General features: G+C 55.1%; 23 protein-coding genes and 1 other RNA gene. 6 read left to right on the top strand and 18 right to left on the bottom strand.

Annotated elements, in window-relative coordinates:
• Positions 1–83: 83 nt before the first annotated feature.
• From B145_RS0118725 to B145_RS0118705, 5 genes are all read right to left on the bottom strand, one after another.
• Positions 84–308 (bottom strand): tail protein X, encoded by a 225-nt coding sequence (locus B145_RS0118725; RefSeq protein ID WP_018609412.1) that lies wholly within the window; start codon positions 306–308, stop codon positions 84–86.
• A gap of 22 nt (positions 309–330) precedes the next feature.
• Positions 331–825: a head completion/stabilization protein gene (locus tag B145_RS0118720; RefSeq protein ID WP_018609410.1), complete on the bottom strand. Its 495-nt coding sequence runs from the start codon at positions 823–825 to the stop codon at positions 331–333.
• Between the two features lie 188 nt (positions 826–1013).
• A complete protein-coding gene (gpM, locus tag B145_RS0118715; RefSeq protein ID WP_018609407.1) occupies positions 1014–1694 on the bottom strand; it encodes a phage terminase small subunit in 681 nt (226 codons plus the stop codon).
• Entirely contained in the window at positions 1694–2779 is a 1086-nt protein-coding gene (locus B145_RS0118710; RefSeq protein ID WP_018609405.1) for a phage major capsid protein, P2 family, read from the bottom strand. Before B145_RS0118710 ends, gpM begins: the two co-directional genes overlap by 1 nt.
• Positions 2780–2842: 63 nt before the next feature.
• On the bottom strand, positions 2843–3664 hold the full coding sequence (locus B145_RS0118705) for a GPO family capsid scaffolding protein (RefSeq protein ID WP_018609403.1): 822 nt from the start codon (positions 3662–3664) through the stop codon (positions 2843–2845).
• Between the two features lie 143 nt (positions 3665–3807).
• On the opposite strand from B145_RS0118705, the gene B145_RS0118700 reads away from it, so the two are divergent.
• The 3 genes from B145_RS0118700 to B145_RS0118690 are packed head-to-tail and all read left to right on the top strand — an operon-like array spanning position 3808 to position 7496.
• A complete protein-coding gene (locus tag B145_RS0118700) occupies positions 3808–5634 on the top strand; it encodes a terminase ATPase subunit family protein (protein WP_018609401.1) in 1827 nt (608 codons plus the stop codon).
• Positions 5631–6683 (top strand): phage portal protein, encoded by a 1053-nt coding sequence (locus tag B145_RS0118695; protein ID WP_018609399.1) that lies wholly within the window; start codon positions 5631–5633, stop codon positions 6681–6683. Before B145_RS0118700 ends, B145_RS0118695 begins: the two co-directional genes overlap by 4 nt.
• 21 nt (positions 6684–6704) lie before the next feature.
• Entirely contained in the window at positions 6705–7496 is a 792-nt protein-coding gene (locus B145_RS0118690; RefSeq protein ID WP_018609397.1) for a DNA adenine methylase, read from the top strand.
• Between the two features lie 335 nt (positions 7497–7831).
• Here the strand turns inward: B145_RS0118690 and B145_RS0118685 are convergent, their stop codons facing one another.
• Genes B145_RS0118685 through B145_RS0118675 form a run of 3 tightly spaced genes read right to left on the bottom strand, consistent with a single transcriptional unit; the run spans position 7832 to position 10614 of the window.
• Positions 7832–9682: a tyrosine-protein kinase family protein gene (locus tag B145_RS0118685; RefSeq protein WP_018609395.1), complete on the bottom strand. Its 1851-nt coding sequence runs from the start codon at positions 9680–9682 to the stop codon at positions 7832–7834.
• Between the two features lie 2 nt (positions 9683–9684).
• The gene (locus B145_RS28235) at positions 9685–10263 is read right to left on the bottom strand and encodes a type II TA system antitoxin MqsA family protein (protein WP_083917811.1); all 579 of its coding nucleotides are present in this window, start codon (positions 10261–10263) and stop codon (positions 9685–9687) included.
• A 15-nt stretch (positions 10264–10278) separates the two neighbouring features.
• A complete protein-coding gene (locus tag B145_RS0118675) occupies positions 10279–10614 on the bottom strand; it encodes a hypothetical protein (protein ID WP_157288504.1) in 336 nt (111 codons plus the stop codon).
• Positions 10615–10997: 383 nt separating this feature from the next.
• Here B145_RS0118675 and B145_RS26270 point away from each other — a divergent pair, with 383 nt between their 5' ends.
• Entirely contained in the window at positions 10998–11198 is a 201-nt protein-coding gene (locus B145_RS26270; RefSeq protein WP_157288503.1) for a hypothetical protein, read from the top strand.
• A 431-nt stretch (positions 11199–11629) separates the two neighbouring features.
• Here B145_RS26270 and B145_RS0118660 read toward each other — a convergent pair whose 3' ends face one another.
• From B145_RS0118660 to B145_RS0118635, 7 genes are all read right to left on the bottom strand, one after another.
• Positions 11630–12073, bottom strand: a complete 444-nt coding sequence (locus B145_RS0118660; RefSeq protein ID WP_157288502.1) for a hypothetical protein — start codon at positions 12071–12073, stop codon at positions 11630–11632.
• 303 nt (positions 12074–12376) lie between these two features.
• Positions 12377–12738: a transfer-messenger RNA gene (gene ssrA / locus B145_RS28230) on the bottom strand.
• 115 nt (positions 12739–12853) lie between these two features.
• Complete coding sequence (locus B145_RS0118655; RefSeq protein WP_018609387.1) at positions 12854–14254, bottom strand: TRAP transporter large permease; 1401 nt, start codon at positions 14252–14254, stop codon at positions 12854–12856.
• On the bottom strand, positions 14245–14739 hold the full coding sequence (locus tag B145_RS0118650; RefSeq protein WP_026259284.1) for a TRAP transporter small permease: 495 nt from the start codon (positions 14737–14739) through the stop codon (positions 14245–14247). Before B145_RS0118650 ends, B145_RS0118655 begins: the two co-directional genes overlap by 10 nt.
• Positions 14740–14816: 77 nt before the next feature.
• Entirely contained in the window at positions 14817–15806 is a 990-nt protein-coding gene (locus B145_RS0118645; RefSeq protein WP_018609385.1) for a TRAP transporter substrate-binding protein, read from the bottom strand.
• A gap of 169 nt (positions 15807–15975) precedes the next feature.
• Positions 15976–16698, bottom strand: coding sequence for a FadR/GntR family transcriptional regulator (locus B145_RS0118640; RefSeq protein WP_018609384.1), 723 nt, complete (start codon positions 16696–16698; stop codon positions 15976–15978).
• A gap of 349 nt (positions 16699–17047) precedes the next feature.
• Positions 17048–18190: a MalY/PatB family protein gene (locus B145_RS0118635; RefSeq protein WP_026259283.1), complete on the bottom strand. Its 1143-nt coding sequence runs from the start codon at positions 18188–18190 to the stop codon at positions 17048–17050.
• A gap of 435 nt (positions 18191–18625) precedes the next feature.
• On the opposite strand from B145_RS0118635, the gene B145_RS0118630 reads away from it, so the two are divergent.
• Positions 18626–18958 carry a DUF4870 domain-containing protein gene (locus B145_RS0118630; protein WP_018609382.1) on the top strand — a complete coding sequence of 111 codons (333 nt, stop codon included), beginning with the start codon at positions 18626–18628 and terminating at the stop codon, positions 18956–18958.
• Between the two features lie 133 nt (positions 18959–19091).
• On the opposite strand, the gene cysK is transcribed toward B145_RS0118630, so the two are convergent.
• The 3 genes from cysK to rfaE2 all read right to left on the bottom strand — a co-directional run bounded on the left by cysK (position 19092) and on the right by rfaE2 (position 22966).
• Positions 19092–20024: a cysteine synthase A gene (cysK, locus tag B145_RS0118625; RefSeq protein ID WP_018609381.1), complete on the bottom strand. Its 933-nt coding sequence runs from the start codon at positions 20022–20024 to the stop codon at positions 19092–19094.
• A 139-nt stretch (positions 20025–20163) separates the two neighbouring features.
• Positions 20164–22191 (bottom strand): SPFH domain-containing protein, encoded by a 2028-nt coding sequence (locus B145_RS0118620; RefSeq protein ID WP_018609380.1) that lies wholly within the window; start codon positions 22189–22191, stop codon positions 20164–20166.
• 286 nt (positions 22192–22477) lie between these two features.
• The gene (rfaE2, locus tag B145_RS0118615; RefSeq protein ID WP_018609379.1) at positions 22478–22966 is read right to left on the bottom strand and encodes a D-glycero-beta-D-manno-heptose 1-phosphate adenylyltransferase; all 489 of its coding nucleotides are present in this window, start codon (positions 22964–22966) and stop codon (positions 22478–22480) included.
• A 223-nt stretch (positions 22967–23189) separates the two neighbouring features.
• Between rfaE2 and folE2 the strand changes: the two genes are divergently transcribed.
• The gene (folE2, locus tag B145_RS0118610) at positions 23190–23993 is read left to right on the top strand and encodes a GTP cyclohydrolase FolE2 (protein WP_018609378.1); all 804 of its coding nucleotides are present in this window, start codon (positions 23190–23192) and stop codon (positions 23991–23993) included.
• Positions 23994–24472 lie beyond the last annotated feature (479 nt).

Raw genomic sequence — 24472 nt, 5'->3', positions numbered from 1 at the left:
GCAGATTGATACAGCCCCTTGAGGGTGAGAAATACACTGGTGCCGTAGCTCGCCAAAGTGGTGTTTGATGTTGTCATAGTCTTTCAATCCCAAAGATTGACCGTTGCCGCCGTCGTGGTCGTATTGCTTCCCGTTGTAGAGGTGGCCGGGTCAGGCATCACCACCTGGGTGCCGTGAGGGAGAAACGGCCCCAAGGCAGCCATGCCGGGGTTATCCACTAAAATCTGTTCGACATAACCAGCCGTGGCGCCATACATGCGCCAGCACAGAGCGTCCAGTGTTTCGCCTTGGCGGGCCGTGGCAATCATGTTTTTAGACTCATCTGATCCATCAAATTAACTCCACCGTGGTACGCCCACGGCCTTGGATATCTGCGAGCGCCCAGGCCGCATCGCGGCGCAGATCCTCAATCGGGGACTCCACCAGTTCCGCATGCCGGGCACCGGCCCCGGTGGCATCAAAGCCCCGGTAACGTTCCGCGAGGTTGGCAGCGGCCATGCAATGCACAGCGCGCAAGAAGCGATGCACATGAATGGATTCGCCATCCACCTGGGGGGCAGGCACTTGGGCCAGCGCGGTGAAGCCTTCAGCAAGGCAGGCAAACTTCCAGTCGGAAAGCGTTTCAATGGCCGATATCGCCGCTTCCACCAAAGCCGCCCGCAAGCGTTCTTCCAGTACCGTGCCATCCAGGCGCATGGCCAGACGTGCCTTGCGTGGATCAACGACAGGCCAGAAGGGGCCGGTATCAATGACGCCACCGGATACCCCCGCAGGGTCTGCGCCCACACTGACGACGGGGCTTGAGCCGAAGGGATTTGTATTCATGCCAAGAGGATTTACTGTTGTCATATCCGTTCAGCCTTTCTTGTTGTGTGCTGGCAGTGGGGTGTGAGTGGGGTGTCTATGGGGGGCGGTGGTCAGGGCAGAAGATTTTGACAATGGCAAGCCATGTCTCCACCTTCGCCCTGAGCCGCCCAGGTGCGGGGTGCGCCCGGTGTGGGAGACTCAGGCGGTCAGCCTGAGCCTTCCAGGTTCTTCAATTCGCGTTCAATGCGCTCAATGTCCTTTTTCACGCCCACGCGCTCATAGAGTTGCAAGGCACGCTGTAGCCACGCGAGACACTGCCGCAATCGATCCGGGGTGACTCGCTTCTGCGCCAGCATGGCATAGGCCGCTGCCTTGTGCAGCGTGGCGCGCACCTCATCGGGCATGTCTTCATGGGCGGTCAAGGCCATGCAGTCCGCCAAGCATTCGGCATAGTTGGCCTGATCGACTGTGTTAGCCCGTAAGGTGGTCTCGGCCATTTCTTCGGCGATCAGGCAAGCCACCGTGCGCTTGAAGCGATCCGGCATCACGAGCTTGTAGGTGAGCGCATAGCGGGCGAGCGTCAGGGCAGAAGCGAAGTCGGCCACATCGATGTGCCAGAGCATCACCATCATGAACACATCATCTTGCACCCCGGATTTTCCGGCGAGCACCCCTTCCACCCACGCGGCATACTCGGGCAAGAGTTCGCGCTTGACTGCGATTTTGCGTTGGGTGGATTGAATCTGATGCAGGCGCCGCCGGTCTTCATCCAGCTTGGCCAACATCAACTCGTAACCGGTCGCGTGGTGGCGGGCGTTGGCCACGCCCTGCTTGGCCGCCAGGGCGGCCAAGCAGCGCTCCATATGGGCTTTGGCGTGGTTGATCATCAGGCACCCGTTGTAGCGGTACTGGCCGGGGCGGTCGCAGCATTCCCCTGTGACGCCGGATCTTCGATGATCTGGATGTTTTCAGCGGCGGCGATGCATTCGTAATTCTCGATCACGTAGGCATCATTGCTCGACTCATAGTTGGCGATGCGGTCGCGCTTGGGCTCATCGAGCACGGCACGGCGACGCCCACCTTCCTGATAGTAGATCGACAGATTATCCAGGCGTGTGACCAGCAAGGTGTTTTCAGGGAAGAAGGGCACGGTCACCGCCTGCAGGCCGCCCACACGCTTCTGGCTCATGATCACATCCGTGGCGAGCACATCGGTGGCGCGTTGATCCCGATTGACCAGGGGGAAGTATTTGTCTTCCAGCAGGCCGCGCCCCATGATCACCACCAGCCCCGGGTCTTCACGGTGCCAGGGTTTGATGTTGTTGCTGACCAAGTGCATGACCAGGGCATCCAGATTCTTGTAGCCATCATACTTGTCTACGCTGTTGCCGATTTTGACTGTACCGGAACCGGCCTTCGCCTCTGTCATGAAGAGCGCGCCATTGCTGTATTCACGGATGAGCTGCAGCCAGCCCTTGTTCACGTCCTGCAGGAGCGGGTTTTTCGTCAGATCGGTTTCCACCGCAGCACGGACGCCGTTCCAGCCGATCATGATGCGGTCCAGTGCCTGACGCGTGACGATCAGATCACGGATGCGGGTCTGGAAATCCGGGAACTTGGCCCAGGCATCGAGCTTGGCGTAGGTCAGGTGCGTGTCATAGTTGGTCTGCACGCATTGGTAGCCGCGTTCATCCATCGTGGTGATGTCGCGCGTGCTGCGTTCCTTCTGCGTGGTGTCCGTCCGGGAAGCAATCGGCCCGCCCACTCCCAGGCCCAGGATCTGGCCGGATTGTTCAGTCACCCCCATGATGTTGATCTTTTGCAGGAAGGCGCTGCTCTCCTGCATTTTGGTTTCCAGCTTCTGCTGCACGGTGGGCGTGACGGCAAATTTTTCAGCCGCATTGGGCACACCATTCAAGGTGGCTACCTGGGCGGTGAAGGCATTAAAGACTTTGCGGGTTTCGTTACGCATGGCGGTGTTTCTCCATTGTCATTTTTGGGTGTCTGTCGGGGTTGGCGGTGTCGGCTTGGGGTTTCAGCAATCGGTCTGAATTGCACCCGTGCCACCGGTGGCGTGCGGACGTTCAGGGCTGCCTTGCTGGCCTGAGAGTTGCACCTTGAGCGCGGCAAACTCCTGAGCGAGCTTTTCATGGGCGGCGGCAAGCACTTCGACCTTGGCCACCCCGGCCCCGCATTGAGAAAGCCTGGTTTCCACTTCCACCACCTGGGTGGCAATGGTTTCCACCGCGCCGTGCACATCGGCAAAGCGGGCGTCATCCCCTTGTTCGCGCCGGGCAAACATTGTCTTGATGCGCTCCACCAGACCGGGAATCGTGGTGACGTCTTCAAACTCCATCACGGTTTCAGCGGCAGAGCTAAAGAGGTTATGCGGGTGGGTTTTACGGACGGCCAGCGGATTGACTGTTGCTTGAGCCGAGAATTGCAGCATTTCAGTCCCCAGGCTTGCCGGGTTGTCGGTCACGGCCAGCCCCACCAGATAGGCTTCCCCGGTTTCGGCAAAGTTCGTGTTGATCTCGCAGGAGGTATACACCTTCTGGCGCGCCTTATTCAGTGTGACCAGATCATCCGTGGGGGAGATTTGCGCCAGCAGACGCAACTTGCCGTCCGCTTCTTCCGTACTCAAGGCCAGCACATCGCCATAGGCACCAAAGGGGGAGCCGGGCAGTGGCATCACCCCCTTGATGTGTTCCAGATTCACACGGGCGCCATACGTTTGCGGGTTGTAGTTCTTGGCCATCTGCTCGATCCAGGCGCGCTCAATCGTGCGCCCATCGGTGGTGGCCCCTTCGGTGGCGATACGGAAATACTTGGATTGCTTCTTTGCTTGCCCGGCCATGTCGGTGTCCTGTGTGCGTGATGTTTGCGATGGACACAGTGTCGGCCAGCAAGGCTTTTGCCTCAATGAAACCCTGTTGTAAAACAGGCGTTATACGTTTTGCATTGATGGTACAGGGGCGGCGAGACAGGCACATTGGGGCGATGGATAAGACCAATACTTCCCCCTTCAGTGATCACCATGCCGCTGCTGCTGCAACTCCTGACATGGCCCAGGCCGCAGCGACTGATGACACGCTCCAGGCACGGGCGCGTGACCTGTACTACCAGGGCTACCGGGTTTCAGAGATTGCCCGGCGTCTTCAGGTGCGCGCTTCTACTGTGCACAGTTGGAAGCGTCGTGGCAAGTGGGATGAAACCGACGCGCTTACCCGCATTGAATATGTCACGGAAGCCCGCTTGAATCTCCTGATTGCCAAGGACGCAAAATCCAATTCAGATTACAAGGAGATCGATGCCCTGGGCCGACTCTTGGAGTGCCAAGCCCGCATCAAACGCTATCAGGGCACAGGTCGAGAAGGCGACTTGAACCCGGCGATTGCCGAACGCAATAAGGGCAGCACACGCAAGCCGCCCGAGCGCAATGCGATCAGCGAAGAACAACAGCGGAGGATGGAAGACGCCTTCATGGATGGCCTGTTTGGATACCAAAAGCATTGGTACAGGGCTGGGCAGCAGGAGCGCATCCGCAATCTGTTGAAGTCTCGCCAGATCGGCGCAACTTTCTACTTTGCGCGTGAGGCGCTGATTGATGCCCTGAAGACCGGGCGCAATCAAATCTTCCTGTCTGCCAGCAAAGCCCAGGCGCACCAGTTCAAAAGCTACATTCAGGAGTTCGCCCGCACGACCGCTGACGTGGACTTGCGCGGCGAAAAAATCCTCTTGCCCAATGAGGCGGAATTGATCTTCCTGGGCACGAATAGCCGCACGGCGCAGAGCTACCACGGCAATTTGTACCTTGATGAGTATTTCTGGATTCCGAAATTCCGCGATCTTCGCAAGGTGGCCAGCGGCATGGCCAGCCAGAAGCGCTGGCGCCAGACCTACTTTTCTACACCGTCGACTCTCACGCATGAGGCGTACCCGTTTTGGGCGGGGACACTTTTCAACAAGGGGCGGCCCAAGTCTGAGCACATCGAGCTGGATGTCCGCCATGAAGCCTTGGCCGGTGGGCGGCATTGCGAGGATGGCCAATGGCGCCAGATTGTCACGATTCTGGATGCTGCGGCCAGCGGTTGTGATCTTTTCGATATCCAGCAATTGCGCTTGGAGTACTCGCCGGAAGAGTTCCTGCAGCTTTTCATGTGCCAGTTCATTGACGATGGCAAAAGCGTTTTTCCGCTCTCGCTGCTGCAACGCTGCATGGTGGATTCCTGGGAGGTGTGGGAAGACTTCCGCCCCTTCCATGCCCGGCCCTTTGCCGATCGCCCGGTCTGGATCGGTTACGACCCCAGCCACACGGGGGATTCTGCCGGGCTGGTCGTGGTCGCGCCCCCGATGGCCCCTGGGGGCAAGTTTCGCGTGCTCGACCGGATGCAGTTCCAGGGGCTGGATTTTGAGGAACAGGCCAAGCGCATCGAGATGCTGACCCACACCTACAACGTGCAGCACATCGCCATTGATACCACCGGCCTGGGGCAGGGCGTCTATCAGTTGGTGCGCCAGTTCTTCCCCATGGCCGTGGGTCTCAACTACTCGCCAGACCTGAAAGTCAGGATGGTGTTGAAGGCTTTGAACATCATTGAGCGCGGGCGCCTTGAGTTTGACGCGGGCTGGACAGACTTGGCCGCCGCCTTCATGGCCATCAAGAAGACCACCACCGCCAGCGGGCGACAAATCACCTTTGAAGCCGGGCGCAGTGAAGAGACGAGCCACGCCGATCTGGCCTGGGCCTGCCTGCATGCACTACTGAACGAACCCCTTGAAGGGGCCACGACCACCAACACCGGATTTATGGAGATTTTTGGATGAGCCGCAAGACACGAAACAAGACTGAACACCTGAGCACCAATGGCCTGCCGGACTCACGCCCGCTATCTTCTGGCGAGTGGGGCGCCTTCAGCTTTGGCGATCCGCTCCCCGTGCTGGATCGGCGCGAACTGTTTGATTATCTGGAATGCGTCGGCAATGGCAAATGGTATGAGCCGCCCATTTCCATGCATGCACTGGCCCAGGTTTTCCGGGCCACGGTGCATCACGCCAGCCCCATGTACGTGAAGCGCAATATCCTTGTCAGCACGTTTCAACCGCACAAACTCTTGAGCCGGGCAGAGTTCAGCCGCTTTGTGCTGGATTACCTGACCTTTGGTAATGCCTACATGGAGCGAGTCAGTAATCGCCTGGGTGGCACGCTGCAACTCAAGACGAGCTTGGCCAAATACACCCGGCGTGGGCTGGATCTGCAGACCTACTACTTCCTGCGCGCGGGCCAACTGGATCATGAGTTCGCCCCTGGGGAAGTGTTTCACCTCATGGAGCCGGATATCAACCAGGAGGTTTATGGTTTGCCGGAATACCTCGCGGCCATGAGTAGTGTATTGCTCAACGAATCGGCCACACTTTTTAGGCGCAAGTATTACCTCAACGGAAGCCACGCCGGGTTCATCTTCTACATGACCGACCCCGCGCATAACCAGAAAGATGTCGACAACTTGAGAGATGCCCTACGCAACTCCAAGGGGCCGGGCAACTTCAGGAACCTGTTCATGTACGCCCCAGGCGGCAAGAAAGACGGGCTGCAACTACTGCCAGTCAGCGAGGTGGCCGCCAAAGACGAATTCCTGCACATCAAGAACGTGACACGGGATGACCAACTGGCCGCCCACCGCGTACCGCCGCAACTGCTAGGCATCATCCCGCACAACACCGGGGGATTTGGCGATGCCGCCCAGGCCGCCGCCGTGTTTGCCGCCAATGAAGTGGCCCCGCTGCAATCCCGCATGCTTGAAATCAATGATTGGCTGGGGGAGGAGGTCGTGAGCTTCACGCCTTATGCCTTGGCCATCAATGCAACACCATAAGTCTAAACAAGAGAAACGCCTATGAAAAAACAAATCAATGCAAACATGAACAGCAGCCCGATCATCCCTTGGATCGGCGGCAAACGACGGCTGGCCAAACACATCCTGCCTCTGTTTCCAGAACACACCTGCTATGTGGAACCCTTCTGCGGGGCTGCGGCCCTGTTCTTCATGAAGGATGCCAGCAAGGTGGAAGTGATCAACGATATCAATGGCGAACTGGTCAATCTGTACCGGGTGGTGCGCCACCATCTGGAAGAACTGATCCGTCAGTTCAAATGGGCACTGAGCAGTCGCCAGATCTACAAATGGATGCAGGCGACCCCCGAAGAAACCCTGACCGATATCCAGCGGGCGGCGCGCTTCTTCTACATCCAGAAATTGGGGTTTGGTGGCAAGGTAGAAGGGCGCAGCTTCGGGACGGCCACGACAACGGCCCCCAGGCTTAATCTGCTGCGACTGGAAGAGGATCTATCCTCCGCCCATCTGCGCTTGAGCCATACCTATATCGAGAATCTGCCCTGGGCGGATTGCATTGAACGCTACGACCGCGCCCACACGCTGGTGTACTGTGATCCACCCTACTATGGCACGGAAGGTTACGGGGTGCCCTTTGACTTGGCTGAATACGACCGCATGGCCGAACGGGCCCGAACGATGAAGGGCCGGATGGTAATCTCGGTCAATGACATTCCCGCCATGCGAAAGGCATTCAAGGGTCTGACCTTCCGAGAGGTGGCGATCAACTACAGCGTAGGTGGGGGAGGGAACAGCATGACCAAAGCAAAAGAGCTGATCATTACCAACTTCTAGCCCTGGCTGGATGAGAAGAAATGACAAAGCCGCCCGAGGGCGGCTTTTTGATGATGGGGTGTTGAGGGGCGAGATCGACCCGATTCGGTCGGTGGAGACAACCGAAACAGCCATAACGGGGAGGCACGCAAAATTGAAAGCGGTCGGCTAGACCGGAAATCAACTAAATCAACCGAGACGATTATCCACAGGCGATGATGGTCATTGGAATCGCCTGTCTAGCCTTCCGCCCTCTGCAAGAAAGGGGGACAATTCTCAGCTTTGGTGGTTGTTCAGGCTTTTTAGGATATTTTGAATTTTATAATCACTCAGCAAGAGCGTATGCCCCTAAACAACTATTTCACTTCCATGAACACTGGAACAACATTCTTCCCCTCGAGCATGGCATCAATCTGATCCAGATGGGAGAAAAACTCTTTGGGACCAACCTTTGAGTAACTCCATGCTGAGAAGACTCTCTGAGGAATCCTCCTCATAGACTCTCGTGCTCTTAAAATGCAAGATTTTGCTTTTTCGACGTTGCCGAGAATTGTATATGCTATAGCCATGCACTGAAGATAGTTAATGCTCGGATCATTGCTGAGCGTACCTTCTCGATCCTCAATTTGAGCTACAGTCTTAAAATGCTCGATACTTGGTTGGCGATCCATTCCCCACGTCGCCATAGCAAGATTAAATGCATCAGCTATAGCAAGAGTCTCTTCTGGCACTCCTTCTGATCTTAGTAGATCAGCAGCTGCCGCAAAATCACCCGCACCAATGCTCGCCAGAGCAAGCTCATGCGCAAGATAGCTGTCAGAAGCAACTCCAGATTCTGTATCTATAGCGTCCTCTGGATACTTTCTAAGGTGCTTCAAAATCTCTGCATTGGCTCGAAGTTGGTTCTTATTTCCCTCAGACTGAGTAACGAAGAACAATCTATCCTTGGCCGTTAGCGACAAGAATGCCTTTGACGTTGGCAAAGAACTATAAAGATCAGGGGCTACCTGATCTATGATAGGAGCAGTTTCAAGAAATGACTCTAGGTCAATATTAGTGGAATCAAGCATCGACCTAAGATCTTCAATTGCGTCGTCTATGTTCCCGAGTTTGTGATTTATGCCTGCGCGAGCAGCAAACATCGAACCCGTGGCATAACCATTCTGTACGGCCTCGGACGACAATAGACTTAAAGCATCTTTGCTACTGCCGATTTGCTCCTGAAGTCTTGCTAGGAAATAGCATACTTCACCGTCTTGGCCGAAATTATCTTGAATCAGGTTTATTCGCTTCAATAACTCCCTTGGACCAATTGAGTTTAGTGTGTCTGAAATATCACGGTGAGCATCCTTTAAAAATGCTAGTACAGCATCTCTATCCTCATTGTTACGACTTCGAATGGCGGTTGTTAGTTTTCTATACTCTGTTGTTAATCGACTATTGGGGCGGTTTAAGGAAAATATTTCTTGGGTAAGCAGTGACAAGCTGTTGTAATGATGTATCTCAGACGAAAGATTTATGTATCCTAATTCTTCGCTAAAACGTTGTAATGTGCTACTAAGAATATGATCCTCGTCATCGAGATCAGGAACATTAGAAACGGCAAAATGAAGGCTTATAGGCTTTGTGGTTGAATCTATTCTATAAGACCGGATATTTGAAACAATCCGTTTTAACCCTTGGAGGTTTTGCTCATTTGGGAAGAACAGAAGACAGACTGCATCTGGCAGTTGTCGTGTACATACTCCTTCCACATCACTGTGTCCTGTCCTTGAGTCAATGAGAACATAGTCAGGAGCAAGCGTATTTTTCCATTGAACCTTCAAGTCTTCGAAAAAAAGATAGCCCGATTGCTCCCCATAAAGCTTTCGCCAATCAATTGAGTTGAGCCGTTGTGAATATGTACTGTTTTGAAGTCCTGCCGGCATTACCCAAAGGCCACCACGTTCAAACTGTTCTGATTTATATATGTACTTCGCTACATCAGGAGATTCTCCAGTGGTTATGTACTGTGTTACGTACTCAACGACCCCAGAAGCGTCGCCCTCCGGTTTGGATAAATTGAAAGTGGGCAAACCAGGCGCTTCAAGATCAAAATCCACCAATAAAACCCTACGACCTGCTTGCGCAAGTTGAATGCCGACATTAACAAGCGACATGGACCTGCCTACGCCGCCCTTAAAGGAATAAAACGTAACAACGTACATATTTACCCAATCATTGCTTCAGGGAACAACTCAAACCGCTCGGCTTCACGCTGCATGCGATCTATGTCAGTTTGCGGAAGAGCTCTAAACCTGGGACGAAATGGCACTACATTTTTCGTCAAAGAATTTGAATGATCAGTTTGAATTCGCCGCCTTTCTCTTAAACGAGTGACGTTATCGCAGAAAGTCAGTAGGAATAAAAGGTTATCATTGGCTTGGTTTTGAATGAGCACCCCGCTCTCCCAGCGCGCCAAAGATGCTTTGCCAATTTTTGACAGTTCAGAAAATTCACCTTGGCTCAACCCATAGTGCTCTCGCACACTGCGCACTTCATTTGGCGTCATAACTCCTAGGTGTCGGCACACTGCATCATGCTTTAACTCACTGGCTTCCTCGGTAGTGAACGAGAAACCGCACGATGCACAGTGATGAACACGAATCGAAACAGAGAGTGTTGGTGCATCGTACTTGTCACCATATTGAAAATTTTCAACTTCGCTCGTCGCCGAGATATTGCTTGCCCCACATGAAGGGCATTCCAAGCAAGACTGGCCTGGCATGTTATCCATCTGATTTTTCATGAAGTAACATAGTCCTTAATAACGGTCGCTGTAATGAAAGCTTCGTCCAATCGCCATGTTTCCTTTTCCAATTTGGAGCTTGATATATAGAAGCGGGTCGTCCGGGGTGACTTTAACCTCCATTACCAAAGCTAAGGCTCCAGCGGGGTTATCTAAGACGATTTCCGTGAACGGATGGTTGGCTTGAAGCTGGTCTGCAATAAATTCCCATGCACCTGCCTCCGTGAAATAGAAATCTCTGATTTCGGGATGCCTTATGCGACTTGGATTCCAATCCCTTGGAAAGCCAAGCGTGCGCCGATCTTTACGGCGACAACTAGCAATTAACTGCTTAAGCGCTTCGGAGTTCACCGTTGCCAACTCCGAAGATAAAGAATCCATCCTGTACTATTGATATCATATGGATCGAATTAATCATAAGTCAACAAAAAAATAGGGCCATGAACTCATATGATTCCATGTTGTTTTCATGGTTATAGGCGGTTGAGCCGCAATATGTTACTCCGTGGTCGGGTCAGTTGCTGACCGATTACAGAAAAACGCGGGCGGCTCCAAAATTATTGATCACAACCTTAAGTATGGTGATTGTGGCTGCACAAGGGGACTCCATACCATCTTCTAAGCCATAGCGGCCAAGTTTGCAAATGGAGTATCTAGAAGAATAGCCCCCTAGTTCCTTAGCCGGCATAAGTCCGTCGCAGCTGTAAGGGAAGGACTACGTGGTGTTGCCGGTGATGGCTGCCCTTAAGGTTTTTCTGCACAATGCCATGGTGGAGAAGGGCTGGCGCAAGGTGGATCTGGCACGGGCTACAGGTTGGACAAACACGATGGTGGAGCGTGCGCTTGACCCACGGTATCAGTCCAAGGTGCCCGCCTTGGAAAAGGCACTCCACAAGTTGGGTAAGGTGGTGGTGGGGCGCACGGTGGATATCTGATTGCCCCCTGTTGCCCGGCATTCAGGCCCGCCATGTGCGGGCCTTTTTCTTGGTGCCAAGCCACGGCGCGGCCATGCCCCTGTAAGTCTCTATATGGGCGTTTGAGAGCGCCACCCCGCAGGCGACCTTGCGCCTGTCCGTTACACGTTCTCGTTTCCAGCGCCCATTGCCACCCCTTGGCGCCCCGATTTGCGGCAAAGACAGGGAGGGCCGGGCTGCCGTTTTAGCCCTCCGCGCGCGGTCGTACCCCCGCCACGCCCGCCCGGTAAAAGGGGCGCTTTTTATGCACTCATGCACCCAGGCCAAAGCCGCCCGGTGGCTGGGCTGAAGGCCATTTTTCAGGATGTGAAAAAACTTGCACTTTTACGCGTTTTTGTGCGTTTTTATGCACTGAAAAATGGGGTGCCAGTCAAGCTGGGGTTTCGATGAGCTTAGCCATACACGTAGTGAATGGCTTGTTTATACCCAAACTCCCCGATGGTGAATGGATAGCTCGCTACATCGAGCATTCTGTGGAGGCCAGTAGAGTGGTTTGCTTCTTCGTAATGTACTTGGCACGAAGCGCCATCGAAGAAGGCTCGTAGCTTCTCTCTGACGATGGATACAATCTCTACAGAACAACCGACAGAGAAAGTTACGATGTCCATTTGGTCAGTGAGGTCACGATACATATCGATCGCAAAGACATTCTTGCTGCCTGGAGCTGGCTGAAATACAAAAACATCACCGGCCCCTATTTTGGTTTCTTCGAAGTAGGTTCGGTATAACTCCGTAAGACTTTTCGAAACACCAAGAGTACTGAGCAAAGCCTGTAAATTTTGTTCTGGAATAGGAGTCTCGTTTCCATCGTCCGGCCAAGTGACGACATCATCCATGGAAACGGCAAGATGGAAATCGCAAGCAGGGATAGCTCTCATGACGATTAACAGTTATTCAGACGCAAAAACGTTCGGGTGATTGCTAATAATATGGACACGGCCGAATAGTCCGCAAGCCAATGAATGACATGTAATAGTGTTCTGAATTCCCCGGGCACTATCGGCTGGCCTGAAAATTAAACGGAATTGGGTCAAAAAATGTTGACCAAAATGTTGACCAAACAGCCTCAAAAAACCCAAAAAAATGGCCATCTTTCGATAGCCGTTTTTGTCTAACCTGTTGATTTTACTGCGTATTGGTGGTGGAGGCGGCGGGAATCGAACCCGCGTCCGAAAGTTCTCTACAACTGGATCTACATACTTAGCCGCTCTATTTTAATTTAACCCTGCGCTTAGCCGACCGGCAGGCCGACGCGGGGCGAGTCACCTTGGTTTTAGCTCCGTAACAAGTAACCCGTTACGGCACGAGTCTCTGTGAATGACGCTGCTGTGGGTTGCCCCACCTGGCCCAGAGACCTACCAGTGCAGCGGCTTAGGCCTTAAGCGGCCAGAGCGAATTGCTCGTCGTTGGCGAGTATAAATTTCCAGCTTATTTACGAGGTGACTGGGCCTCGGTATGCACCAAGCTGCTTCGCAACCCCCGTCGAAACCAGGTCGCCCCCACATCTGATGAGTTTTGATTGTAACCCGCCTGGGGCGTGCCGTCTATGAACACCGCAGATATAAAAAACGCCCGTTGTTGGCAACGGGCGTTTTTGGGTTGTGCGCTGCGATCTGTTAGAACACGGGGTGTCCGTTGATCACTGAGGGCAGCCAGGTGGAGAACGAGGGGACGTAGGTCACCAGGTTGATGGCGGTCCAGATGGCGAGGTAGTAGGGCCACACGGTTTTCATGACTTGGCCGATAGGTACTTCGCCGATGGCGCAGCCAACGAACTGCACGGTTCCGACGGGTGGGTGGACCAGGCCGAGTGCGCAGTTGAGGAGCAGCATGACGCCGAATTGCACCGGGCCGACGCCCATCTTGATGGCCAGCGGCAGGAACAGCGGTGCCGTGATCAGGATGTGGGCGGCCATGTCCAGGAAGATGCCCAGGAAGATCTGGATGAGGTTGATGTACAACAGCATGATCCAGGGAGTCTGGGTAGCAGCCAGCAGCATGCTTTCCATCGCCTCAGGGATTTCCAGCCAGGTCATCTGGAAGCGCAGCATGTTGGATACGCCGATCAGCAGCAGGATGACGCCCGTGGTTTTGGAGGCGCGGGCCAGTGCTTTGAACAGCTTTTCCTTGTTCAGCGTGCGGTAGATGATGCCTGTCAGGACCAGTGAGTAGGTCACGGCCACGGCTGCGGATTCCGTTGCGGTGGCAACCCCCTTCATCACCGCGATCAGGATGATGGCGATGATGAGCAGTCCTGGCACGGCAGCTACCATTGAGCGCAGCACGGCATTCCAGCCCGGGAACGGGGTGATCATGGATTTGCCGTCGGCACTCTTGGGGAAACCGTACTTGACGGCTTGGTAGTAAGCGGCGCAGAGGCAGCAGGTCATGATCCAGAAGCAGGGAACCAGACCGGAGAACATCAGGTCGCCAATCGACACGCCCTTGATGACGGTGTCCCCGATCATGCCGGATGCCGTGGAGGCTGCAAAGGCATAGATGATCATGTTGTGGGAGGTGGGCATCAGTGCGCCAGACAGTGAGGCGTGGGTCGTGACGTTGACCGCGTAGTCTGCGCTATAGCCTTCCCTCTTCATGATTGGGATGAGCACGCCGCCCATGGCGGAGGTATCTGCCACCGGGGAGCCGGAAACGCCACCGAACATGGTACATGCCACCACGTTGGCCAGACCTAGACCGCCACGCCAGTGACCGACGAGGTTACGGGCGAAGGTGACGATCTTGTCGGCGATGCCGCCGTGGAGCATGAGCTCACCCGAAAAGATGAAGAATGGGATCGCCAGGAAGGAGAAGATGTTCATCCCAGAGATCATGGTCTGGAATGCACCTGCTGCGGTGGACATGACTGCGTCACCAAAGGTTTGGTGCAGCAGGATGGCCTTTTCGGCGCCTTCTATGCCGTAGGCAATCAGGCAGCTCATGCCGATGGAGAAGGCGACCGGGACTCCCAGCAGGATGAATAGGATGAAGCTGATACAAAGAAGTGTCAGTGCCATGACGAAACCACCTTTTCATTCTTGAACATGGCAATCAGGTGCTCGATCGAGAAAGATGTAATGAGCACGCCGGCGATGATGGGGGGGATATAACGGAAAGCCTCTGAAATACCGAGTGTCGGAATGGTGTGTTCAAAGGTTTCACGCACCATGACACTGCAACCAATCAGCAGGCAGACGGCGAACAACCCCGTCAGGCTGCCTGCAGTGACGCCAATCCAGAAACGCAGCTTTTCCGGCAGCAAGGCCACCAGGGAATCCACACCGATGTGGCCAGCATCGCGCACGCCGGCAGAGGCGCCGAACATGGCCACGCAAATGCTCAACAAGAGAGCGACTTCTTCCATGAAGGGTGGTGCTTGATGGAATGCATAACGCATGACGACACCGTAGTCGACGTCAACCACGAGCCCCAGCACGCACGCACTGGCCGCCCACATGGCCCAGCGCGATAGCCTGGAATTAATAGCTGTAAGCCATTGCATTGATCTACTCCTAAAGTTGGCTCGCTGCGAAATGCACGCGCCGCGAGCCAGGGTGCTACATGGACCGAGGCCCCAGCTTATTTGGCGTTAACGATGTCTTGAACCAGTGCCTTGAGTTCAGGCGTGTTGGCGAACTTGTCCCACACCGGCTTTTCAGCGGCCACGAAGCCCTTGTGGTCAATTTCAGCGGCCGGAACAATCTTGGCGCCGCCCTTGATCACTGCTGCCTTGGATTCTTTTTCCTTGGCTTCCCACAGCTTCACGTAGTAGGGGATGGAGTCCTTGGCTGCCTTGCGCAGAGAAGCTTGTTCTTCCTTGGTCAGGGTGTCCCAGACCTTCTTGGAGAACACGACGACTTCCGGTGACATCACGTGCATGGTTTCGCTATACACGGGAGCCGATTCGTAGTGCTTGGCTTCGTCATAGGACGGGTAGTTGTTTTCTGCTGCATCGACCAGACCCGTCTTCAGGCCGGTGTACACTTCAGCCATCGGCATCGGGGTGGGGCTGGCACCCAGGGCGCTCACCAAGCTGACCCACAGGTCGGATTGTTGCACGCGGATCTTCAGGCCCTTCATGTCAGCCACAGTCTTGATGGGCTTCTTGGCGTACACAGAGCGGGCGCCGGATTCATACATACAGAGGGCCACGAAACCAGCCTTGTCGAAGGCGGCCAGGATCTTGTCGCCTTGCGGACCGTACATGGTCTTGCGGAAGTGGCTGATGTCGCGGAACAGGAAGGGCAGGGAGGGGATCATCGATTCGGGCACGATGCCGTGGAAGGCAGCGGTGCTGACGCGAACCATGTCCATGGTGCCGATTTTGACCTGTTCAACGGTATCCTTTTCGGAACCCAGCATGCTGTCGCCGAATACCTTGATGGTGTCCTTGCCACCGGTGGCCTTGGACAATTGGTCACCCATGTAGGCGACTGCCATATTGGTGGGATAGTCCTTGGCGTGCACGTCGGCAGAGCGGAATTGGCGTGCAAATGCGCCGGTGCTCGGTACCGCCATCACTGTGGCAACTGCAACCAGAGTAACCAGTTTGTTGAGCTTGAACTTCATAACTTCTCCTCCAAAAAGGATGGAATGACGATGAGTCTTCCAAGGAATGCGCTGCACTCCACATGGATGGCAGCAGGCAAATCTATATTGGGCAGGCAGGCAAATTAGTCACTATGTCTGACTTTTGGGCATATTCGCCCCCTTGTACTGCGAAATCGGTTAAGCGTGATTAGGCGTGAATAGGGCCTTCGAACAGACGTCGTCGGGCGTTGGCAAGATGGAAACGCATGGCTTCTGCTGCATCAACAGAAGATCCTTTTTCAATGGCGGCCATGATGTCGCGGTGTTCAACCTGTACCAACTCACGCCATACGCGTTCGCGCTCCAGCGAGAGGTTCAGGGCTAGACGCATGCCCACCCGCATCTGTTCAATGATCATTTCCAGCGAGGTCACGAAAAATACGTTTTGTGAGGCACGGGCAAGTGCCAGGTGGAACTGTAGATCGTGGTCGACGAAAGCAACATTTTCATCACGCGTGCGTGCTTCTTCCATCAGGTCGTAAGCGCGTGCAATCTCGTCAAGGTCACGGCTGGTGCGGTATTCCGCAGCAAGTCCGGCAGAGGTGGATTCGATGGCGATACGGAAGGCAAAGCATCGTTGCACGTCGGCAATGCTCTCAATCGGCGCAAAACGTTTGATGTTGCGATCCGGGCGACGCAGCATGTAACTGCCAGAGCCACGCCGGGATGCGATCAGGCCATCCAGGCGCAGGCGGGAGAGCGCTTCACGCACAGTGGGGCGGGAGACTCCGTATTTTTGGGCAAGCTCGGTCTCTGTCGGCAGGCGTCCGTTTTCTGGATATTCGCCGTTTGACATGGCCTCAATGATGCCCGCGTAGACAACATCAACCCGATTGGTGCCGGGTACGCGAGCAGGTTGCTTGTCATTCATTTACTTATGTCCCCTTCCATATTTCTTATATTTTGCCTTACATATTCGAAGAGTTGTTAATGTTTTCTTTGCAACCTTGTTAAAAAGAGCAAGAGTTTGATTTAAAGTGAATTTGTACAGGTTTCTACTTACTATAACGCGGATCGGCGTTCTCCGCATAAGCAATTCGGGTGGTTGAATACTGGACCACATAAGTCGGTTTGGCTTGGAGGCGAAGGGGGATTTCTCCAGGGGGCCGTGCCTTGTCTTTTAAAGGACATGCAGGGCACTTCACCAAATGGAATCGCCCGAATGGGCCGTTATTCATAGATAGACGGCGCACTCGGGCGAGCATTGGAGGAGGCGGGAATCAGCTTTGGGTGATGGCCCGATGCATGCGCTGGAGGGCTTCGCTCAGAAGTGCCCGGCTGCAACCAAAGTTCAGGCGTACATAACCTTCCAGCCCAAAGTCTTTACCATTCGACAGACCCACCCCGGCTTGCTCAAAGAAGCGTTGCGGGTGGGTTTGGCCCAGTTCCTTGCAGTTGATCCAGGCCAGATAGGTGGCTTCTATCGGTGTGGTGCGTAGCCCCGGTATGTTGTTTACGCTTTGGGCAAGCAGGCTGGCATTACCACGCAGGTATTCAAGCATGGCCTGGCGCCATGTGTCGCCGTGGCGATAGGCGGCTTCGGCGGCAACGAGTCCGAGTACATTGGGGCTGGCAACCAGGCCTAGTGCAGCGTGTTGATATTGCTGACGCAACTGTGCATTGGGGATGATTGCGAACGCGGCTTGCAATGCCGGGATGTTCCATGTCTTGGAAGGCGCCATCAGGGTGATGGTGCGCTGCGCCAAGGATTCATCCAGCGAGGCAATGGGGCGGTAGGGGGTGGCCGGGTTGAGCACCAGGCCGCAGTGGATGTCGTCCGAGCAGATCAACCAGTCATTGTGTTCAGCATAGCGGGCCAGGCGAACCAATTCTTCTTGCGTCCACACGCGGCCAACCGGGTTGTGTGGGTTGCAAAGCAGCAGCATGCGGATGGCTTTGTGATCCAGTGCGGCGAGATGATCCCAGTCGATGCCCCAGCGGTTGTCGGTTTCAACCAGATCACTGCGCACCAGACGTCGGTCGTTGTTGGCGGCAGCATGGAGCATTGGCGGGTAGACGGGCGGAAAAGCCAGCACCCCTGCACCGGGGTCGCCCGCAAGACGGCAGGCAAGGTTGAAGCCGGGCACAACACCGGGCAGCCAGACGATCCAGTCCGCCTCAATCTGCCAGTTGTGATCACGTGCAATGCCTTCGACCACGGCTTCATTCAAGGACGGCCAAGGGTCGGCGTAGCCAAATACCGGGTGTTGCAGACGGGTCTGAAGGGCTTCCAGCACGGGAGGCGGGGCGGCGAAGTCCATGTCGGCCACCCACAGGGGGAGTACATCGCTATCTTGATAGCGGCGCCATTTGATGCTGTCCGTGTGGCGGCGTTCCGGGGGAGTATCGAAGAGTTCGTTCATGATGTGTTCTGCGCAATGTTCAAAAATCGGGTCTAGCGTTTGTAAGAAGCCGGTCATGGTGCCATGGCAAAGTGAGCGTGTGAAATGGCTCCTGACGTGCTTGGTTCTAGCACCCGTGCCAATGCCCGTGCGGCGTAATAGCGCTATCTTGCCAAAAATGGCGACTTTGTGCTGCGGAAGAATAGGTGCCCGCGCCTGAGATGCCGCTCGCGCCGTCCATTCAGGGACGCAGGTTGGCAGGGGGCGTGCCACTCATCTGCGTAGCTTGGCTTTTGGGGAAAGCTCTGCTGTACTAAGCGGATGGCCGGTTGGCTGCTGGTTGTTGCTTTAGGCATGACAAACAGGCAGCATGCCGAAATCGTTTTGGGCAGGGGGACGCATGTTTGCCAGGAGCCTATTACGATTCGTTGATGTGCATTTTTAGGAGATATTACAGTGGCAAACGAAATTTCTGCAGAAAGCAAACAACTCGCGCTGTTGATTTGGGTGGGTTCTATCATTTTCGGCTTCATTCCCAGTCTGATTTTGTTCCTGACCAAGAAGGATGATGAATTCGTTCTTGATCAGTCCAAAGAAGCACTGAACTGGACAATTGTGGTTGCCATTGCACTCGTTGTGCTGTCGGTTGTTGCCCGTATCATTCCTTTTGTCGGGCTGCTTTCACTTTTGGTTTGGGGCGCCAGCGTGGTCTTCTGCATCATGGGTGCCGTTGCAGTGAATAAGGGTGAAAAGTATCGCCTGCCGTTCTCGATTACCATCATCAAGTAATTTTTTGAGTAGTATTTTGTCGGCTGGATTGAGAGCGACACAATACTCCAATTGAGTAAAAAAGGCGCCCAAAGCGCCTTTTTTGTTGAATGCCATTTGATTTTTATGGTTTTGCGATCTTCTGCCTCTCAGATCAAACGGCCAGATGTTCGTACAGGGCAGTTGATAGGTAGCGCTCACCAAAGCTGGGAACAATCGCCACGGTGGTCTTGCCCTTGTTTTCAGGGCGACGGGCAACTTCCAGCGCAGCCCAGATTGCGGCGCCCGAAGAGATTCCGACCAGCAGACCTTCTTCGGTTGCAGCCCGGCGGGCCGTGTCGAAAGTATCTGCATTGCCTACGCGTATGATTTCATCATAGATTCCCGTGTTCAGCACGCTGGGGATAAAGCCCGCCCCGATGCCCTGGATGGGGTGAGGGCCCCGTGGGCTGCCGGAGAGCACCGCGCTGGCATCCGGCTCTACGGCGAACACTTTCAGGCTTGGTTTGTAGGCTTTGAGCACTTCGCCGACCCCCGTAATCGTGCCACCCGTGCCAACCCCGGCAACGAACAGGTCAACGGTGCCGTCGGTATCGCGCCAGATTTCTTCCGCCGTTGTCTTGCGGTGGATTTCCGGGTTGGCCGGGTTGTCGAATTGCTGCGGGATAAAGTAGCGCGAATCGCTGGCGGCCAATTCCTGTGCGCGGCGGATGGCGCCGGGCATGCCTTCCGACCCAGGGGTGAGGATCAGTTCCGCGCCATAGGCCTTGAGCAGCAGGCGACGCTCACGGCTCATGGTTTCCGGCATTACGAACGCGGCTTTGTAGCCTTTGGCTGCACAGACCATGGCCAAGCCAATCCCGGTGTTGCCCGAGGTCGGCTCCAGGATGATGGTGTCGGGGCCGATCTTGCCTGCTTTTTCGGCGGCCTCGATCATGGAGGCTGCAATCCGGTCTTTCACGCTATGGCCGGGGTTGAAGTATTCCAGCTTGACCAGAACCTGCCCATCGATACCCGCAGCCAGTCGATTGAGGCGAACGAGAGGGGTGTTGCCGATCAGTTCGGTGACGTTGTTGGCGATACGCATGTCGAATTTCTCCTGATGGGGTAGATGGAACTATTCTATTCTATGAAAAATGAAATAAGGAAAGAACCAAAACTCAGAAACAAGCATAAGCAAAAAGGGGCCGCAGCCCCTTTGTTTGAATCATTGCTGAAGCGTATTCTCAGGCCCCGCTTTCGGGTTTTTTCATTCCGTCCCGAATCAGATTGCCCAGCAATACATCCACCAGGGTGCCGCCACTGCCACTCCCGCCGCCCGCAACAATATCCGGCACCAGCTTCACGCCTGCCTTGGCCAATGCTTCAGCCACCTGCACCATGGCATAGTTACCTGATTCCATCGAAGCAATCTTGAGCTTGATGACCTGTGCTTCCGCGCCACCCACTGCCTGAGTTTTGGCAGCTTCCGCCTCACCCACGGTGCGCAGCACGTTGGCATCGGCTTCGGCGTTGATCTTTTTGGCCTGGGCCTGACCTTCAGCAGATTTCACTGTAGCCTTGGCGTTGAATTCTGCAATGGTCACCTGCCGTTCCGCGTCCACCACGCGGGCCTGGGTGGCAGCCAAGGCTGTAGCCTGTTCGAGTTGCTGCTTGATGTCTTGCGCCTGACGCTGGGTATCGTAGGTCACGCGCTCCTGTTCCGCGATCTTGCGATCCGTGAGTGTCTTCATCAATTCGTCCGGCGGCACGATGTCACCAATCAGCGTGTCGACCGCACCTACGTTGTATTCCTTGAGCGCGGTGGCAATCGCTTCGCGTGCCTCATCCTGCCGCTTGGAGCGGTTTTTGAGGAAGTCGATCACATCCGAACTTTGCGCCGCGTTGCGGAAGTAGTTGCCAATGGTTGGCTCTAGCACCTGTGTGACCAGGGCCGACATGCTGCCGAAGCGGGCGATCACCTTGGGGGCGTCGTTGCGTGGAATATGGATGATCTGAGAGACATCCAGGTCGAACTTGAAGCCGTCGGCCGAGCGCACCGTGATGGTCGACAGGTTCGCATCTAGGTTGTGTGCTTCGGTCTTGCCGGTGGCCCAGTTGAGCACGACGTTGGCAGTGGGAACGTTGCTGACCTTGTGGGTGTAGGGGTTGATGGGGTATTTGCCAGGGTCGAGCGGATCGACCCACACCCCTTTTTCGCCTTTGCTGACTAGATTGCCGTGGCGGAACGATTCTCCGGTGACGTCATGACCTTCTCGGCCAACGTAGGCAATGACCACGCCAACATGGGCAATGGGTACCTCGGCCATATCTACGACTTCAACCGTGGCAAAGCGCGGGTTGATAAAGTAGCGCCCTGCCAACAGAACTTGTTCCTGCAGCCCCTTGCAGCCACCGTTGTCGACGAAGGATTGCGGGTTCTGGAACATGTTGTGACCATCAATCTCGGCCCCGGCAATCTCGCCTGTGGCGAGTGGTTTGCCTTCCTTGGTGGTGACGATGCCGACCTTGTTTTCGGGGATGTCGACGGCCTCCGCAAGCTGTACCTTGAAGAGCATCGGGTTGATGCGATAGGTCCCCGGTGTGATTAAGCCCATTTGTGGGCCACGTTCGCCACCGGCAGAGAGGAAGATGTTGCCATCCTGATAGGCGTTGCATTCAACTTGGCGGGCGATGATGCGTCCAGAGGGGAGCGCTTTGCCATCCAGCGCCTCGACCACGCCAATTTTGCCTTGTGGGATACTGGTTGCGTCGTTCAGCGTTACGCTGAACAACAGGGGGTTGATCCGATAGGTTCCTGGGGGGATGACCGCCATCTGCGGGCCGCGTTCGCCACTGTTTTGCAGGAAGGCGCGGGCATCCTGATAGGTGTCGCAATCGACCTGGCGGGCGATGATGTGACCGGAGGGCAGGGGCTGACCATCGCAGGATTCAACGACACCAATCTTGTTGGGTGGCACGGTGAAGAATTTCACCAGTTCCACAGTGTACTGCCACGGCCACAATGCCATGTGCAGCCCAGGGGGCAGGGTATCGGCCTGGAAACCCGCTTCGCCATTTAAGGCGATGATGCGGCCATCGGGCAGGTTCTTGTGGGCACCGAACAGCACGAATTTTTTGGTGACGACGCCCAGACTGTCATCGGGGACGATGATGACGCCAAACAACCAGAACACCCATTTGTAGCTAACCAGCAAGATCACCACGACAAGCGCGATGAGTACGGCATTCAAGTGCGCAAAAATGAAGTCCACGGCATACCTTTCTATAATTGTTGCGTTGCAATAAAACGCAGGAATGCGGGGAGGATTCTACGCGGATTGAATGGCGGGGCCAGAAAAGGCGATTGGCGGGGAGTGCGCCCCGCCAGGAGTGATGCTTTTTTGCTACAAGGCTCAGAATCTGTTCATGATCTTACTGCGAGGCTGTGATCGGGGCTCATGCGCTGCTCGAAATCCTCATTTATCAAACATAAACTCCGGTTTCTGCGCTGCTCTTCGCGCCGCTGACAGCCTCTCGCTACAGATCCTAAACAGGTTCTCAGAGCGCGCGGATCTTGCCCAAAAGCGCCGTGGTGGAGCGATCCACTTCAAAGGGGATGGAGTGCACACTGCCCCCCCAGCCGAGTACCTCTGTATACCCGACGATCTTCTCCACGGGCCAGTCTCCCCCTTTGACCAGGATATTGGGCTGGCATTCCAGGATGCGGGCGATGGGCGTGTCTTCATCAAACCAGGTAACCAAGTCGACACAACCCAAGGCTGCCATCACCGCAGCGCGGTCTTCCAAGGTGTTGATGGGGCGGTCATCCCCTTTGCCTTGACGGCGCACCGAGGCATCGGTGTTCAAGGCCACCACCATGGCAGCCCCCAGTGCCCGCGCCTGCCCCAGATAGGTGACGTGACCACGGTGCAGGATGTCAAAACAGCCATTGGTAAATACCAAGGGGCGCGGCAATGCAGCCAAACGGCTGGCGAGTTGCTCGGGAGGGCAGATCTTGCTTTCAGAAAGCGGGCGTGGGTATTTCATGCCGGAAACCAGTCAGATTCAAAACAGGTCTCTATATTAACCTGCATGGCGAAGTGCTTGCGATCAGTGGTTATGGTGCCGAGCTGCCTATGCGTGCAGTAGGGGTGATAGCCTGAGACTGTTGGCTTGATTTGTTGACCTATATCAAATGCGGGGCTATGTTAGCACCTGACTACTCTTCAAGGCCTGTCCCTCCCCCCTTGATATATCTGGAGAAAAAATAATGAATGCTCCTGAAAAGCTTCACCTGCCGGACGTCCAGTCTTCGGCAGACCTACGACAGCTTGCCATCCAGCGTGTGGGCGTCAAAGGGCTGCGCTACCCGCTCAATATCCGTACCGCTGAAGGTGAAGTTCATGCCTCCGTGGCCACGCTGGCCATGTATGTTGCCCTGCCTGCCGAGGTCAAGGGTACGCATATGTCGCGTTTTGTCGAGGTGCTGGAGCAGGACCGCGAGGCGTTGGATCTGGGCGGAATGCGCCAGATGCTCACCCAGATGCTGGCTCGGCTGGAAGCCGAGGCTGGGCGGATTGAGGTGAAATTCCCCTATTTCATCAAGAAGCATGCTCCTGTCTCGGGTGTGGCCAGCCTGCTGGATATTGATGTGGAACTGCTGGTGGAAAAGCTGGCAGGGGCAGCGGTTGAAGCAACGCTCAAGGTGGTGGTGCCTGTGACCAGCCTGTGCCCGTGCTCCAAGAAGATCTCTCTATATGGTGCACATAACCAGCGCTCCCACATCACCATCACGGCGACTCTGCGCGAAGACGTGCTGATTGAGGAACTGGTGCGTTATGCGGAGGAAGAGGCTTCTTGCGAGGTGTTCGGCCTCCTCAAGCGTCCCGACGAAAAATGGGTGACCGAGCGTGCCTATGACAACCCCAAGTTCGTTGAAGATATTGTCCGCGATGTGGCGCTGCGCTTGAAGGCGGATAGTCGGGTGGCACGCTATGTGGTGGAGTCCGAGAACTTTGAATCCATTCATAACCACTCTGCCTATGCCCTGATTGAGGGTGAGAACGTTCTTTGAGAACCTGGAGTGACCCGGCCATACCGATGATGGGCCGTCATGGCTGATCTGCTTGGGTACCCCAGGGTTTACCAAAATGCCTGATTCCCTGCCGCTTGCTAGAAGCGGCAGACTGCTTCTGCCTGCCAAACCGCTTGCCCTTTAGTCGGGGGCGTGCTGCCTGTCTTGCCTTGTTGCTTGCCCCTGATCGCGGGTGGGCGCAAGAAACATCCAATTCCTGAATGAAATTTCATGCATATGGTATTCGTTTCTTGGCGTAGGGGCTGATATATCACATTGGCGTTAAAAGGCGCACGCCCTCTTCTTGAGCGGCTTTTTCATTGTCAATTGAGTTCATGTTATGCCTTTTGATTATTTTGCCGAAGTGCATAATGTCAGCTCATTCGTCCATCCGGTTGCACCGGGCGTGTGCATGTTTGAAGGGCAGACATGATCATTTGCATCCAGTGCTTTGGCGCGGCAGGGGCGGTCAGGATTGG

Origin of the sequence: Uliginosibacterium gangwonense DSM 18521, from assembly GCF_000373965.1 — a bacterium.
GTDB classification, from domain to species: domain Bacteria; phylum Pseudomonadota; class Gammaproteobacteria; order Burkholderiales; family Rhodocyclaceae; genus Uliginosibacterium; species Uliginosibacterium gangwonense.
Note: the sequence above shows the minus strand (reverse complement) of the source record. Positions and strands in the feature narration are given on the sequence as shown.

Excerpts from the sequence above, each read along its gene's own strand:
- B145_RS0118635 (WP_026259283.1), bottom strand. The coding sequence starts at position 18,190 with ATGAACGAACTCTTCGATACTCCCCCGGAACGCCGCCACACGGACAGC.
- B145_RS0118700 (WP_018609401.1), top strand. The coding sequence starts at position 3,808 with ATGGATAAGACCAATACTTCCCCCTTCAGTGATCACCATGCCGCTGCT.
- B145_RS0118705 (WP_018609403.1), bottom strand. The coding sequence starts at position 3,664 with ATGGCCGGGCAAGCAAAGAAGCAATCCAAGTATTTCCGTATCGCCACC.
- B145_RS0118645 (WP_018609385.1), bottom strand. The coding sequence starts at position 15,806 with ATGAAGTTCAAGCTCAACAAACTGGTTACTCTGGTTGCAGTTGCCACA.
- B145_RS0118725 (WP_018609412.1), bottom strand. The coding sequence starts at position 308 with ATGATTGCCACGGCCCGCCAAGGCGAAACACTGGACGCTCTGTGCTGG.
- B145_RS0118710 (WP_018609405.1), bottom strand. The coding sequence starts at position 2,779 with ATGCGTAACGAAACCCGCAAAGTCTTTAATGCCTTCACCGCCCAGGTA.
- gpM (WP_018609407.1), bottom strand. The coding sequence starts at position 1,694 with ATGATCAACCACGCCAAAGCCCATATGGAGCGCTGCTTGGCCGCCCTG.
- rfaE2 (WP_018609379.1), bottom strand. The coding sequence starts at position 22,966 with ATGAAATACCCACGCCCGCTTTCTGAAAGCAAGATCTGCCCTCCCGAG.
- B145_RS0118655 (WP_018609387.1), bottom strand. The coding sequence starts at position 14,254 with ATGGCACTGACACTTCTTTGTATCAGCTTCATCCTATTCATCCTGCTG.
- B145_RS26270 (WP_157288503.1), top strand. The coding sequence starts at position 10,998 with ATGGCTGCCCTTAAGGTTTTTCTGCACAATGCCATGGTGGAGAAGGGC.
- B145_RS0118720 (WP_018609410.1), bottom strand. The coding sequence starts at position 825 with ATGAATACAAATCCCTTCGGCTCAAGCCCCGTCGTCAGTGTGGGCGCA.
- B145_RS0118660 (WP_157288502.1), bottom strand. The coding sequence starts at position 12,073 with ATGGATGATGTCGTCACTTGGCCGGACGATGGAAACGAGACTCCTATT.
- folE2 (WP_018609378.1), top strand. The coding sequence starts at position 23,190 with ATGAATGCTCCTGAAAAGCTTCACCTGCCGGACGTCCAGTCTTCGGCA.
- cysK (WP_018609381.1), bottom strand. The coding sequence starts at position 20,024 with ATGCGTATCGCCAACAACGTCACCGAACTGATCGGCAACACCCCTCTC.
- B145_RS0118685 (WP_018609395.1), bottom strand. The coding sequence starts at position 9,682 with ATGTACGTTGTTACGTTTTATTCCTTTAAGGGCGGCGTAGGCAGGTCC.
- B145_RS0118640 (WP_018609384.1), bottom strand. The coding sequence starts at position 16,698 with ATGAATGACAAGCAACCTGCTCGCGTACCCGGCACCAATCGGGTTGAT.
- B145_RS0118690 (WP_018609397.1), top strand. The coding sequence starts at position 6,705 with ATGAAAAAACAAATCAATGCAAACATGAACAGCAGCCCGATCATCCCT.
- B145_RS28235 (WP_083917811.1), bottom strand. The coding sequence starts at position 10,263 with ATGAAAAATCAGATGGATAACATGCCAGGCCAGTCTTGCTTGGAATGC.
- B145_RS0118695 (WP_018609399.1), top strand. The coding sequence starts at position 5,631 with ATGAGCCGCAAGACACGAAACAAGACTGAACACCTGAGCACCAATGGC.
- B145_RS0118650 (WP_026259284.1), bottom strand. The coding sequence starts at position 14,739 with ATGCAATGGCTTACAGCTATTAATTCCAGGCTATCGCGCTGGGCCATG.